The 12,168-nt window shown below is 67.5% G+C and carries 12 protein-coding genes and 2 pseudogenes; 9 read left to right on the top strand and 5 right to left on the bottom strand.

Annotated features, from left to right (window positions below; translation table 11 throughout):
* Positions 1-94: 94 nt before the first annotated feature.
* Complete coding sequence (locus AB0K12_RS45255; protein WP_364574980.1) at positions 95-871, bottom strand: alpha/beta hydrolase; 777 nt, start codon at positions 869-871, stop codon at positions 95-97.
* Between the two features lie 131 nt (positions 872-1,002).
* Here AB0K12_RS45255 and AB0K12_RS45250 point away from each other — a divergent pair, with 131 nt between their 5' ends.
* Positions 1,003-1,401 carry a helix-turn-helix domain-containing protein gene (locus tag AB0K12_RS45250; protein WP_364574978.1) on the top strand — a complete coding sequence of 133 codons (399 nt, stop codon included), beginning with the start codon at positions 1,003-1,005 and terminating at the stop codon, positions 1,399-1,401.
* A gap of 1,174 nt (positions 1,402-2,575) precedes the next feature.
* Here AB0K12_RS45250 and AB0K12_RS45245 read toward each other — a convergent pair.
* Positions 2,576-3,559, bottom strand: a complete 984-nt coding sequence (locus tag AB0K12_RS45245) for an AraC family transcriptional regulator (RefSeq protein ID WP_364574976.1) — start codon at positions 3,557-3,559, stop codon at positions 2,576-2,578.
* Between the two features lie 40 nt (positions 3,560-3,599).
* Here AB0K12_RS45245 and AB0K12_RS45240 point away from each other — a divergent pair, with 40 nt between their 5' ends.
* From AB0K12_RS45240 to soxR, 5 genes and pseudogenes are all read left to right on the top strand, one after another.
* Positions 3,600-4,322, top strand: a complete 723-nt coding sequence (locus tag AB0K12_RS45240; protein WP_364574974.1) for an SDR family oxidoreductase — start codon at positions 3,600-3,602, stop codon at positions 4,320-4,322.
* Between the two features lie 95 nt (positions 4,323-4,417).
* Positions 4,418-4,609 (top strand): annotated as a pseudogene (locus AB0K12_RS45235) (hypothetical protein); the annotation flags it as partial.
* Positions 4,590-4,800: pseudogene (locus AB0K12_RS45230) on the top strand (transposase); the annotation flags it as partial. The pseudogenes AB0K12_RS45235 and AB0K12_RS45230, both read left to right, overlap by 20 nt.
* A gap of 684 nt (positions 4,801-5,484) precedes the next feature.
* Positions 5,485-6,900 carry an MFS transporter gene (locus AB0K12_RS45225; protein WP_364574972.1) on the top strand — a complete coding sequence of 472 codons (1,416 nt, stop codon included), beginning with the start codon at positions 5,485-5,487 and terminating at the stop codon, positions 6,898-6,900.
* A 26-nt stretch (positions 6,901-6,926) separates the two neighbouring features.
* Entirely contained in the window at positions 6,927-7,436 is a 510-nt protein-coding gene (gene soxR, locus AB0K12_RS45220) for a redox-sensitive transcriptional activator SoxR (RefSeq protein ID WP_364574970.1), read from the top strand.
* A 93-nt stretch (positions 7,437-7,529) separates the two neighbouring features.
* On the opposite strand, the gene AB0K12_RS45215 is transcribed toward soxR, so the two are convergent.
* Positions 7,530-7,664, bottom strand: a complete 135-nt coding sequence (locus AB0K12_RS45215) for a hypothetical protein (protein ID WP_364574968.1) — start codon at positions 7,662-7,664, stop codon at positions 7,530-7,532.
* Positions 7,665-7,935: 271 nt separating this feature from the next.
* On the opposite strand from AB0K12_RS45215, the gene AB0K12_RS45210 reads away from it, so the two are divergent.
* Complete coding sequence (locus tag AB0K12_RS45210) at positions 7,936-8,433, top strand: hypothetical protein (RefSeq protein WP_364574966.1); 498 nt, start codon at positions 7,936-7,938, stop codon at positions 8,431-8,433.
* A gap of 258 nt (positions 8,434-8,691) precedes the next feature.
* Here AB0K12_RS45210 and AB0K12_RS45205 read toward each other — a convergent pair whose 3' ends face one another.
* Complete coding sequence (locus AB0K12_RS45205) at positions 8,692-9,663, bottom strand: IS256 family transposase (protein WP_364575024.1); 972 nt, start codon at positions 9,661-9,663, stop codon at positions 8,692-8,694.
* A 391-nt stretch (positions 9,664-10,054) separates the two neighbouring features.
* Complete coding sequence (locus tag AB0K12_RS45200; RefSeq protein ID WP_364574964.1) at positions 10,055-10,570, bottom strand: hypothetical protein; 516 nt, start codon at positions 10,568-10,570, stop codon at positions 10,055-10,057.
* A 221-nt stretch (positions 10,571-10,791) separates the two neighbouring features.
* On the opposite strand from AB0K12_RS45200, the gene AB0K12_RS45195 reads away from it, so the two are divergent.
* Together AB0K12_RS45195 and AB0K12_RS45190 are read left to right on the top strand one after the other, a co-directional pair.
* Positions 10,792-11,475, top strand: coding sequence for a DUF6461 domain-containing protein (locus AB0K12_RS45195; RefSeq protein WP_364574962.1), 684 nt, complete (start codon positions 10,792-10,794; stop codon positions 11,473-11,475).
* A gap of 285 nt (positions 11,476-11,760) precedes the next feature.
* Positions 11,761-11,913 (top strand): hypothetical protein, encoded by a 153-nt coding sequence (locus AB0K12_RS45190; RefSeq protein WP_364574960.1) that lies wholly within the window; start codon positions 11,761-11,763, stop codon positions 11,911-11,913.
* Positions 11,914-12,168 lie beyond the last annotated feature (255 nt).

Here is a 12,168-nt window from a genome sequence, read left to right as displayed (position 1 = left end):
CACGGGCTGATCATCAATCTGCGCGCCCATCTCCGCGCGAAAGCCTGGAGGTGGACGCTGTCATTCTCACCGACGTTGGGTCGCGAAGGGGCTGTCACGGCCTGGGATGTGACGGCCTGTCCTCGGCCAGGAACGGCAGTACGTGGTGCAGCACATCGGCGGATCTGTCCCAGCCGCCCTTGTGGTCAGCGTCCGGCAGGGCGAAGAACCCCGCGCCGGCGCGTTCGGCGAACGCCCGCATCGGGTCGTGCCAGGGATCGGCCGTGCCCGCGTACATCAAGATGGGCACCCCGCAGGCCGCCAGCTCGGTGGCCAGGCCGGGCTCGCGGGAGAACGCATCGTAATTGGCGCGGAAGGCGCCCAGGTCCCCGGCGCCGATCAGGACGGCCTGATACGGATCAGCCGAAGCCCCCTGCTTCACGATCTCGTAGGCATCGATGTCGGCGGGCAAGCCGAGCTCCCGAATCGCCTGGTCGACCGCGGAGCGAAAACCGTTGATGGGATCGAAGGCGCCGGCGACCAGCCGGGTCAGGCGTTCGGGCGCGTGCGCCGCGACCGCGTAGCCGGTCATGGCGCCCAGCGAGTAGCCCCAGAACGCGGCCCGGTCAGCGCCGGCATCGTCGAGCACGGCGGTGACGCAGTCGACCCGACGCTGCAAGGAATATGCCTCGATGTCGTGCGGGGCGTCGCTTGCGCCCAGTCCCAGCGGATCGATGGCGATCACCGTGTGGGCGGCGGTCAGGGCCGGAGTGTATCCGCTGTGGGCCCAATGCGCGCCGTCCTGGAACATGCCCGGATGCAGCACGACCGGCGGGCCGTCCCCGAACACCTCGTAGGAGATCTTGAAACCATGGCTGCGTGCGGTGGGCACGTGTCGCTCCTCGTCCTCAAGCAAGAGTCGCTGGGCAAACGACCGATGAAGGGCCTTTGTCCAGGAACGTTACGACTTGTAACAGGCTTCATCCTTCAGGATCATGGGACCGTCCGGAAGGAGGCACTTTCTTGTCGCAACGGAACACCGCGGTAACAGACCAGCTCACAGCCCCCACCGATGCGTCCTCGCCAGAGGACTGCCCGCTGCCCGAGGTCCTCGCCCTGATCGGGGACAAGTGGAGCGCTCAAGTACTGGTCCAACTGGGTGAGGGCCCGCACCGGTTCACCCAACTGGAACGGGCGATCGAAGGCATCAGCCGACGGATGCTGACCGTGAGCCTGCGCAACCTGGAACGCAACGGGCTGATCACCCGCACCGTCTACCCCGACTCCCCACCCCGGGTGGAATACGCCACCACAGATCTGGTCGAGGACATACGCGCTCCCCTGGAGGCTCTCGCGGCATGGGCCCGCCACGCCGGCCCCGTCATCGCCGCAGCCCGCCACGCCTACGACCATCGCCATTGACTCCTCGCTCGCCCGGCGGGCACGACCGCACCGGCTCCGCCTGACCGCGCAGCAGCACCGGGGCTCGCCGCCTTCCCCGTCGTCGATCCTCCATGACGCCGGGATCTTCGGACCGAATTCGGCCATGCCAGGTGGGGCCACAAGACTCTTTCGAAGCCACCTGGCCTTACGGCGACTTCTCGCGGCGGTGCGCGTGATCTTCCCGCTCCGATGGGTCAGGGCGATGCCAGGAATGCCTCGCGGTGGTCGGTGGCGAACTCGGCGAGTGAGCGTGGTGCGCGGCCGAGCAGGCGCTCGATGTCGTCGCTGACGGCGGCGGCAGGCGTCGTGCCCGAGTTCGGCGAGTGCGGGAGTCGGGCCGGTGTCGCCGCAACCTGCTGACCTCCACAGAGGCCGGCCACTGGGCCCGCCGCGCATGCGCACGCCGGTTGCTGCTCACCCACTTCTGGCCGGGCAACGACCGGGCCGCCTCCGTGGCCGCTGCTCGGAAGGAGTTCGGCGGTGAGGTGGTGGCGGCCGAGGAAGGACTCACGGTCCCGCTCGGGTGGAACTCATCAGTGAGTTGATGACGATAGTGCACCGAGACGAGTTAGACACCGATCCGGTGCGCGCGGTAGCCGACCGATCGGTCACTCTCGATGCACGCATGTTGTCGTCGAGGGCGAGGTGCGTGGATGGCAGAGCCGGTCAGAGCACGGCGGTTGAGCGAGGACGAGGGGCGCCGGCTGCAGCAGATCGTGCGCCGGGGCGGGCACGGGTCGATCCGGGTGCGCCGGGCGGTGATCATCATGGCGTCGGCGCCGAGGACCCCTGCTCCTACACCGAGGCCCCGCCACGGGTGGAATACAGCCTCACCGACCTCGCAAAGACCCTCGAGCCGCCCATCCGCATGTCACCGAGTGGGCCCGAGAGAACGGCGACGCCGTCCTCGACTACCAGGAAGCGCACAGGGGGCAATCCTCGCCCGGCAGCTAGCTGGGCTGCGTGGCGCCGACGGGGAGTGGTATGGCCAGGCGGCCGGGTGAGCGGGACGGTGTTCGCCGGGCGGCCGGTGGCCGGTGAGCTCGTTGTCCGCTTGAGGAAACCGACTGAGGCGGACTCGGCGGCTCCGCCCCGCGTCAACGCAGCGGCCGGCACTGCGCGCTTGGTCGCCTTCGGCCAGACCGGCATCCGGCTACGCTTGTGCCGTCCGATCGCCCGAGGCGGCGCGGTACTGCTTGGGCGAGGAACCGACCACTCGCCGAAAAGCCGTGCTGAAGGCGCTCTCGGACTCGTAGCCGGTGGCGACGGCGAGTTGGGAGATCGAGCAGGTGCTGCGGCGCAGTGCGTCGCGGGCCAGGCTCATACGCCACTGGATCAGGTACTCCCCCGGTGGGGTGCCGAGCTGTTTCTTGAAGGCGGCGGCGAACGCCGAACGGGACATGCGGGCGATGCCGGCCAGTTCCTGCAGGCTCCAGCGGTGTGAGACGTCGGCATGCAGGGCGCGCAAGGCCGCACCGACGCCGTCGTCGCACAGGGCCCCCAGCCAGCCGACGGGATGATCGGTCTGGTCGGCGTGCGCGCGCAACACGTGCACGAAGAGGATCTGCACGAGATGGTCCAGCACCAGGACGCTGCCGACGGTGCGGTTCTTCGCCTCGGCGCTGAGCAGCTGGGCTACCTGGGCGAGTTGCCCGTTGCGCCGGTGGCCGGCCCTGACGTGCACGAGCCGTGGAAGCACGTCGATCAGCATCGCGGCGTTGGCCTCGTCGAACCAGAACCGCCCACCGCACAGGCCGAAGTCCGCATCCCCCTCGGCACCGATGCGCACCTGACCCTGCACCGTGCTCTCCCACAGGACCTGCGCCGGTAGCGGTTCGACGCTGAGAGAGCTGGCCAGCCGGTACCCCGGAGGGTTGACCAGCAGAAACAGGTCACCTTCGCACAGGCGCACCGGTTCGCTGTCGTCCTCAAACACCAGCCAGCACTCACCCTGATCAACGCCGCCGATCGTCACGTGCTCAAACGCTTCGAAGCGAAGCGCCCACGGCCCGGCCGCCCTGAAGTCTGGGTGCACCTCCGTGCGGGGCCGCAGCAGGCCGATGGCACCGGCAATCGGGTCGCTGGACCACTGCGGCAACCGAGTGCTGGACGATACGTAAGGATTATTGGACTTCACGTTATGGATCGTACAGCCAGCTGGGTTCACCATCGTTCTCATGACCACGCACCAGACCGCGCTCGTCACGGGCGCCAACAAGGGCATCGGCTTCGAGACCGCTCGCCGGCTCGCCCAGCAGGGATTCACCGTCTGGCTCGGATGCCGTGACCAAAGCCGAGGCGAAGCAGCGGCGAAGGAACTGGCCGCCGACGGTGACGTCCGCTTCGTCCGCCTTGACGTGACCGACATCGCCAGCATCCAGGCCGCCCGGGAGCACATCGCCGACGAGACCGGCTTGGACGTACTCGTGAACAATGCTGGAATCGCGGCCGCCGAGGGCGACAGTCGTCCTAGCAGCGTGAAGTTGGATGCGCTGCAGCAAACCTTCGATGTGAACGTCTTCGGTGCCCTCCGCGTCATTCAGGCGTTCCTGCCACTGGTGAAGCGTTCGCCGGCGGGCCGGATCGTGAACGTCAGCACCACCATGGGATCGTTGACAGTCCTCACGTCTGAGCAGAACCCTTTCGGTGAGGTTCCCGTCTTTTCCTACCCCGCTTCGAAGACCGCTTTGAACGCGATCACTGGTTGGCTCGCCGTGGAACTCCGGGACACCGCCGTGAAGGTGAACTCGGTATGCCCAGGCTCTAACCAAACCGACATGAACAGCTCAGGCGCACAGCCTGCGTCCGAGGGCGCGAAGGTCGTCGTACGCGCCGCCACGCTGCCTGCAGACGGCCCCAGCGGCAGCTTCTTCGACGCCGCCGGCCCGGTGGGCTGGTGACCTCGAAGTCGTGCAGCGCCCGCACATCCGGCCGGCGGAGTCAGCGCTGCACCTCCAAGACCCCGGGAAGGCCACGCGCCAGAAACCCCGGGGAACTGCAGGCCTACCTGCGCCGGCACAACGCCGACGCCCGCCACCCCGGCGTACTCGCCGCCGAACGTCGTGAACGCGCCCGCATCCGCAGTGAACGCCAGCAGCGTGGGGCCGACCCCGCCACGAAGCCGCGTGATCGAACCCGGTCAGCTCACCACGTCACCCCACTGGTCGATCGTGGTGCGACGTGGTGAGCTGACCGACAAGGCGTGGGCACGGCCGTACCCGGCGTGATCACCGAGAGGTGATCGATGGCATCTTGTGGCGGCTGCGGACCGGCGCGCCGTGGCGGGACGTTCCCGAACGGTACGGCCCCTGGCAGACCTGCTACGAGCGGTTCAAGCGCTGGGAGGAGGACGGCACCTGGGCCCGGCTGCTGAAGGAGACGCAGGTCAAGGACGACTCCCTTGCTCGGGTCGAGTTCACCGTGAGGGCTCGGGGCGCCCTGTTCATGCCTCCACCAGTGGGTTTCCCCGAGCCGCCTCTCGAACCCGGCGTGCCCGTCTCCGAGCACCGGGCTCTCCACAGGTCCCGTTTGGGCCTGGTCAGATTCTCAGGCCGTAGTGGGCCACGGGTTCGGGATCACCGTCCCCCGGTATCGGTATCTTGTCGTGCTTACTTTGCCGGGTTGAACAGTTCTCCTTCCTCAGTGGTGGGCCACCAGCCGCCTTCGCAGTAGCGTCGGCGGAGCTGCTTCCACGTAATTCCGGGGTGCTTTCGCCGGATCCACCGCATGGCCCGCATCGACTTCGGTCCGGCCGTTTCAAGCACGGCCCGTACTTCCGTCCACCTCAGCCACTTCGCGTGCGCCGAAATGGCCAACAGCTGATCGAGCAGACCGCCCGCAAGCACAGCCTCGACGAGGGAGGCGGTCGCGGCGCGCTTGTGACTGGCGGGCGCCCTTCGCCGAGGAGAGGCCTCACCAGCGCATTTGACCTCAACTTAGGTTGAGCTGATGGGCTGTCCACCGTCGGCCTTCGGACCAGAGAAAGCGAGCGGCATGGGCACCTCCACAGAATCGTCCAAGCAACCCAACGCGGTGGATCGGCCCTCTCCGTTGACGCTTCCGGTGGTCTTGGTCGGCGTCGTGCTGGTCGCGATGTCCATCTCGGGAACTGCGGTGGCGCTGCCGAGCATCGGCCGTGATCTCAACGCGTCCGGGTCCCTTCTGCACTGGGTCGTCGCCGGATACAACCTGGCCTTCGCAGCCGTGACGCTCGTCGCGGGATCGGCCGCCGACCGGATCGGTCATCGGCGGGTGTTCATCGCCGCGGCACTGGTCTTTGTGACCGGATTTCTCGTGACCGCGCTGAGCCAGGCGATCATCCTCGCCGACATCGCCCGCATCGTCTCCGGCGTCGGCGGAGCCGGGATCATGGCGGCCGGCGGCGCCATCCTCGCCTCAAGCTACGCCGGAGAGGCCCGCAACCGTGCCTTCGCCCTGATGGGCACCATGGCCGGCGTCGGCATCGCTGTTGGCCCCACCCTGTCGGGCCTGCTGATCACCACCACCGGGTGGCGGGAGAGCTTCGCGGTCTTCGCGGTCATCGGCCTGCTGGTCGTCCTGGGCGCGACCCGTACCCGAGAGTCCCGGGCGACCGGGACCGGGCCTATCGACTGGACGGGCAGCGCGTTGTTCATCGCCGCGCTGACCCTGCTGATGTTCGCGCTGCTGGAGGCGCCCGCGTTCGGTTGGACCCATCCGGCCATCCTGGTCACCGCCGTCGCCGGCCTGGTCACACTGGTGTTGTTCGGCCTGTCCCAGCGGCGCAGCGCCGCCCCGGTCCTGGCACCCTTCCTGGTCGCCAACCGCGGCTTCCTGGGCTGGAGCCTCGCGACGCTGACCACCTCGATCGGGTTCCTCGGCGTTCTGGTCTTCCTGCCGACCTACCTGCAGGCGGCGGCAGGACTCTCGCCCGCCGCCGCGGGGGTGACCATGCTGCTGCTCACCGCTCCCGTGCTCATCATGCCCATGGCCGCTGTCGCCCTGGTCAACAAGGGGGTGTCGGCCCGGCTGGTGATGGTGATCGCTCTGGTTCTGGTGGTGGCCGGGAACCTGTGGCTGATGAGCCTGAACGCTGACGACGCGGTCGCGGCCGTCGCGGTGCCTCTGGTGATGATCGGGCTCGGCATGGGGGCGTCCTTCGGCATCACGGACGGCCAGGCCATGGCCCTGGTCCCGGCTGACGCGGTCGGCATGGCAGCCGGCTTCCTCAACACGCTGCGCGGAGCGGCGGAGGCCATGGTGATCGCCGCCTTCAGCGCCTCGCTGATCGGCCTCCTCGCGGCCAGGCTGGGCGATACGACCCGTGCCGCCGAGGTCGGCGCGGGGCGCCTCACCCCCGGCGCCGAGTCCGCAGAGCTGGACGCCTTCACCTGGTCCTGGCAGCTCACACAGCTCGGCGCCGGGCTGCTCTGCCTCATGCTGTCGATCGTCGTGGCCGCCCTCATCTACAGTCACGCCAGGTCTCGCCACGCCGCCTGACGCCATCTTCACAGCAGGGAACCGCCGTGCACGTCAGTCCAGAGGACCACCTCACAATCGGTGACATCGTCCGCCGGACCGGCGTGCCCGCCTCCGCCTTGCACTTCTACGAACGCAAGGGATTGATCTTCAGCGAACGCGACGGCGGCAACCAGCGCATCTTCTCCCGGCACATGCTCCGCCGGATCTCCCTCATCATCGTGGCCAAGCGTCTGCATATCCCGCTGTCGGACGTCGCTGAGATTTTCGCGACCCTCCCCACCGATCGCGCCCCCGCCCACAAGGACTGGCAGCGCGTTTCCCGTACGTGGAAGAAGCAACTCGAGGAACGCCGTCGAGCCATCGAGAAGCTCGAACACGAGCTCACCGGCTGTATCGGCTGCGGTTGCCTGTCGATGAAGGCCTGCCTGCTGCTCAACCCCGACGACGCACTGCGTGACCACGGCCCTGGACCGGTGCGGCTCCAGGAGCCGGCCGCGCCCCCACCCGGCGACCTGACGGGACGTTCCTCAGACGGACGGAGCACCCGACGATAGACAATGTCCGGCCGATCCCTTACGCCTTGAACAATTCCTGGTACGTGCCGGGAACGCGGCCGAACAGCCGGGATCTGCGCCCTGGGCGTCACGTCAGCCGGGGATGCCGGTCAGCCGGCGCAGCGTGAACGGCTCGGCCAGGATCTCCTCCAGCACCGCCGCGACGTGTGTGAAGTGCGGTAGCGAGAAATGATGGTCCAGCGCCGCGGCGTCGGCCCAATCCTCCACGCAGACCCTGCGGATGGCTCGACGGCGGTGCCACCCCATGGACTCAGTAAGATCGCAACCCGCATATTGCAGCATGAGGATGGGCCGTCGCCAGCGAAGCAGGCAGTCCGTGAGGGTGATCAGGATTCGGGAAGGCCCACGCCGCCTTGGCCGAGCTGATCATTGCGCCTGGGCGGCCTATCCGGCGGGCGACTTGGTGGGCACCGAGCTCCATCCCTGCCGCTGGATGGAACGACGTTGACAGCCGGGACAGGGGAGAACGAGAGAGACTATGGGCTGGTGGGATGTGAAAGACGATGCGGAACGGGAACAGTGGCAGTTTGTGCCGCTGGTGGGCGTCGGACCGCTGAGATTCGGGATGAGCCACACCGACGTGGCACGGGCGCTCGGCAGGTCCCCGGAGGATCTGCGGCGACGCAGCAGTGCGCTCGATGTGAAGCACGAGGGAGTGCAGCTGTATTTCGACGTTCAGGAGCTCTTGGCTGGTGTCGCGATCGACATGCGGACCGGTCCGCAGGTGACTCTCGACGGCACTGAGCTGGTGGCGCGGGTGCCATCAGTCATGGAGAAATGGCTGGAGAACTACCTCACCGCGAAGGCACTGCCCTTCTACTACGCGGGCAATTACGAGCCCGGATCAGTGGACCTCGGGTTCATCCTGCGCGTACAACGTGCCGACGACCGACTCCTGACCCGCCCGCTCTTCCTCAACGAGGCATGGGCCGACGACATCGAGCGGATACCGCGGAACGAGTGGGCGATCCACTGACAACGATGGACCTGTGATCTCGAGTGCGGCCGGGCGCGCCCCGAGCGGCTCAACGCCGCCCACCACATCCGGCCACGTCCGCATGTGGGAAACGATCATTCTCCCTTCGGGAAGCGATCTTCCCCACCCCTCTTTCATCCCAGGCCAGCCCTATTCGTGAACACCCCAGGACTGAAGTTGACGGGATCCCGTCCGATCTTGGTGATCGGATGGGATCGGGAGTGTCAACTTAACGGCTGATCTTGGTTGTTGAAGTGGTCAGAGGTTGGCAGGGGTGAGGCGGCCTTCGAAGGCGATCTGGAAGGCGTTCAAGGGCGCTTTCCAGCGCATGGTCCATCTCTTGCGGCCCTGCCCGGTGGGATCGAGGCTCATCAGGGCCATGAACACGTTGAGAGCACGGGCGATCTTGTCCCAGTCCTGCCGGGCGGCGTAGCGGAACGAGTTGCGCAGCAGATGGATCACGCAGGTCTGCACGATCGTGCGAGGCCAGACCGTCTCCACCGCTTGCGGCAGGCCCTTGAGCCCGTCGCAGACCAGCATGAGCACATCGTCCACGCCGCGGTTCTTCAGCTCGGTCAGCACCGCCAGCCAATGCTTGGCGCCCTCGCCGCCGTCGCCGGCCCAGATGCCCAGGATGTCACGGTGCCCCTCGACGGTGACCGCCATCACCAGATAGATGGGCCGGTTGGCGACGTGACCGTCCCTGATCTCCACGTTGATCGCGTCCACGAACAGGACCGGGTACACGCGATCGAGCGGCCGGTTCTGCCATTCGGCCATGCCGTCCATGACCTTGTCGGTGATGGTGGAGATGGTCTGCTTGGACACGTTCGCCCCGTACACCTCGGCCAGGTGGGCGGAGATCTCCCCATGGGTGAGCCCCTTGGCCGACAGGGACAGGACCATCTCATCCACGCCGGACAGCCGGCGCTGCCGCTTGCGCACCAGCTGCGGCTCGAAGGTGCCCGCCACATCACGCGGTACCCGCACCTCGACCGGGCCGACGTCGGTCACCACGGTCTTGGTGCGGCTGCCGTTGCGGCTGTTGCCGCTGTTCTTCCCGGCCGGATCGTGCCGGTCATAGCCGAGGTGATCGGTGATCTCGCCTTCCAGGGCCGACTCCAGCACCCGCTTGGTCAGCTGCTGCAGCAGCCCGCCCTCACCGGTCAGCTGCAGCCCCTCACTACGGGCCCGGGCCACGAGCATCGAGATCAGCTGCTCGTCCGTCATCGATCGGTCCGGCTCGGCAGGCAGTTCGTTCATGGACAGCGACTCCACGGCGGGCTCGGACATCAAGCGTCACTTCCTTGATCATCAGATCCGCCGTTAGTTTTACAGTCCCCGGTCCGGCTGTGGCCGGACACCATCTCGGCGCCCCGGCGACGGCGCCGAGCGCCGTGATGACCTCGATGGCATGGTCGAGCCTTCCCTCCGCCGCTCCCAGAACCCGGAGCATCTGGGCAGAAGCAGCCGTGGCTCGACAGCCTCCTATCGCGTTACGCTCCGAAGGCGCGAGCCTTCAAAGAGTTAGGACTGTTGGGCGCTCACGCAACCCGGTGCCGTCGAGCTGCAACTCGGCGGCACCACTGTTTGACCCAGTCGCCGGACCGGCAAGCCGTACTCAGCTCGTGGCGGCGCTCCCTTCGCCGGTGAACCCGTTCACCCCGGCCGCGATCGTGAACAGACCCTGCTCCCGCTCGGCCAGCCAGCCATCGTCCACCAGCCGCTTGAGCCGCGCGCGCATCCCCTCCACCTGACCGCGGACATCCTGCTGCCCCAGCGCCCGCACCACATCCCGCGCCCGCATCGGAACTGGCCAGCAAGACCACCGCGTCCTTGCCCAACCCCGCAGAACCGGACGCTCCTGGGGAACCTCCGCGTGCCCGGAAGCTCCCGGCGTGGTGTCGCCCGCACCATGAGGATGGCTGTCGGCGGCCGCCCCGGCCTCCCCCACAGCCGACTCGTCGGCCGCCTCCAGCGCGGTCAGCTCCTCACGCGCGATGGACAGCCGTTCCAGACGACGCTCCGCCACGGCCAGCCGCTCCTGCAGCTCCTCCATCTGCCCAGACAGCTCCGCCCATTGCTGCCGCGGGGACTCCTCGGCCCGCTCCAGCTTGGCCAGCAGTGACGTCACCATCGCCTCCCTCGCGGCAATCCCAGACCATCACCATCACTCAACGCATGGCTGCAACTCCAAACTGTAGGCGGCAATGGCATCGCTGACCCCCAAGACTGCAAGATCCCTTACTGAGCCCGCAGAGTCAGCAGAAAGCTCCAGGCACAGATCGCCTGGCCGGTTCCGTCGCGCCTCTGAGATGATCTCCACCATCCGTTCCCGCCGAGCAAAGGGGCCCCTGCTTGAACCCCGGACACCCGCCGACTGCCGACCTGCGCGAGCACTACCGGCAACTGATGAACAGCACGCAGTGGCTCGGCGTAGGCATGTGCTGGACGGTGGTAGCGCCCGACGACGGGCAGGCACTCACGTTGGACCAGGTCGCCACCCGGCTCGCCGGGAACACGCCCTACCGGCTGCACAAGCCGGCGACGCTCAACGCCGTCGGGCCGCCCGAACGCGACGCCTACCCCCTGTTCGTTGACGGGTTCGGCTCGGCCACCGTTCTCTTCGAATCGGACTACCTCGGGACAAGCCCCGCCGTGCTCCGGCGGCTCAGCGAGAGAGCGCGCGTCTACAGCGTCTGGTGGAACGTCAACGCCAACAACCAGCTGAGCTTCGCGGCCGGAGGCGAGCACGTCCTGGCGATCGACGCGCTCTTCCCCGGGCGGCAGGAACACCATGCCGGCCTGACTCAATGGCCCGAGCTGCAGGCGATGACGGACTTCTTCGCCGCACCCGCGTCCGAGGACCCCGACGAGGACGAGGAAGAGGATGAGGACGACCTCGACGACCGCGCCGACTACGACTGGAGGGCCGCCTGCCTCGCAGTCATCGACCGCACCACCGGAGCGCGGCTGACCAGCGAGTGGCTGGAACAGCCGCATCCCTATGTGACGGTCCGCATGCCCGACGCGACCCGCTGACCCCTGAACGGTCAGCACCCGAGCTGCGTACGCGGGAAACGATCATTCTCTTTGCGGGAAGCGATCTTCTCAACCCCTCTTGCGCCCCAGGCCAGCTCTACTCGTGAACACCCCTACCGGGACCGGTTGGAAGCTGCGGTCTCTCAGCTGAGATCGCAGCCCGTCGAGGAAGACCTCGACTCCCTGCCCGGCTTCGATGGAGCGTGCGGTTCTCCCGTCCACTCCGGCCGTGCGGGCCCCCTTGTTCCCCCGGACTCGATCCCACGCCACCAGTAGGAAGGCGGGGTGAGCCACGAGGTTGAACAGATCGTCGAAACTGCGCTGAGCGTCATCGCCGGCCCAACGGTGCAGCTTGGTCTGGATCTCCAGTACCCGGTGTTCGGCCTTCATCAAGACCCATGGAATGTCCTGAAGATCTTGATGGATGAGTCGGCCTGAGCTGGCTCGCCCGCTTGTCATGGGCTGATCCCCTCGTCGGCATGGGCATCTGCCGCTGCAGTTCCTGCCCGGCCAGGGCCCCGACGAGCTCGGCCTGACCGGCCACGAGACCATCACCATCACCGGCCTCACCGGACCGGACATCCCCCCGACCCTGACCGTGACCGCCGACGCCACCACCTTCGACGTCCGGCCCCGCCTCGACACGCCGCGCGAGGCCGCCTACTGCCGGCACGGCGGCATCATGCCCTACGT

The organism is Nonomuraea sp. NPDC049419 (assembly GCF_040676995.1).
Taxonomy (GTDB): Bacteria; Actinomycetota; Actinomycetes; order Streptosporangiales; family Streptosporangiaceae; genus Nonomuraea; species Nonomuraea salmonea.
Note: the sequence above shows the minus strand (reverse complement) of the source record. Positions and strands in the feature narration are given on the sequence as shown.

What these genes read in the sequence shown, in the direction of transcription:
- AB0K12_RS45240 (WP_364574974.1), top strand. Translation starts at nt 3,600, where the DNA reads ATGACCACGCACCAGACCGCGCTCGTCACGGGCGCCAACAAGGGCATC.
- AB0K12_RS45210 (WP_364574966.1), top strand. Translation starts at nt 7,936, where the DNA reads ATGGGCTGGTGGGATGTGAAAGACGATGCGGAACGGGAACAGTGGCAG.
- AB0K12_RS45205 (WP_364575024.1), bottom strand. Translation starts at nt 9,663, where the DNA reads ATGACGGACGAGCAGCTGATCTCGATGCTCGTGGCCCGGGCCCGTAGT.
- AB0K12_RS45200 (WP_364574964.1), bottom strand. Translation starts at nt 10,570, where the DNA reads ATGGTGACGTCACTGCTGGCCAAGCTGGAGCGGGCCGAGGAGTCCCCG.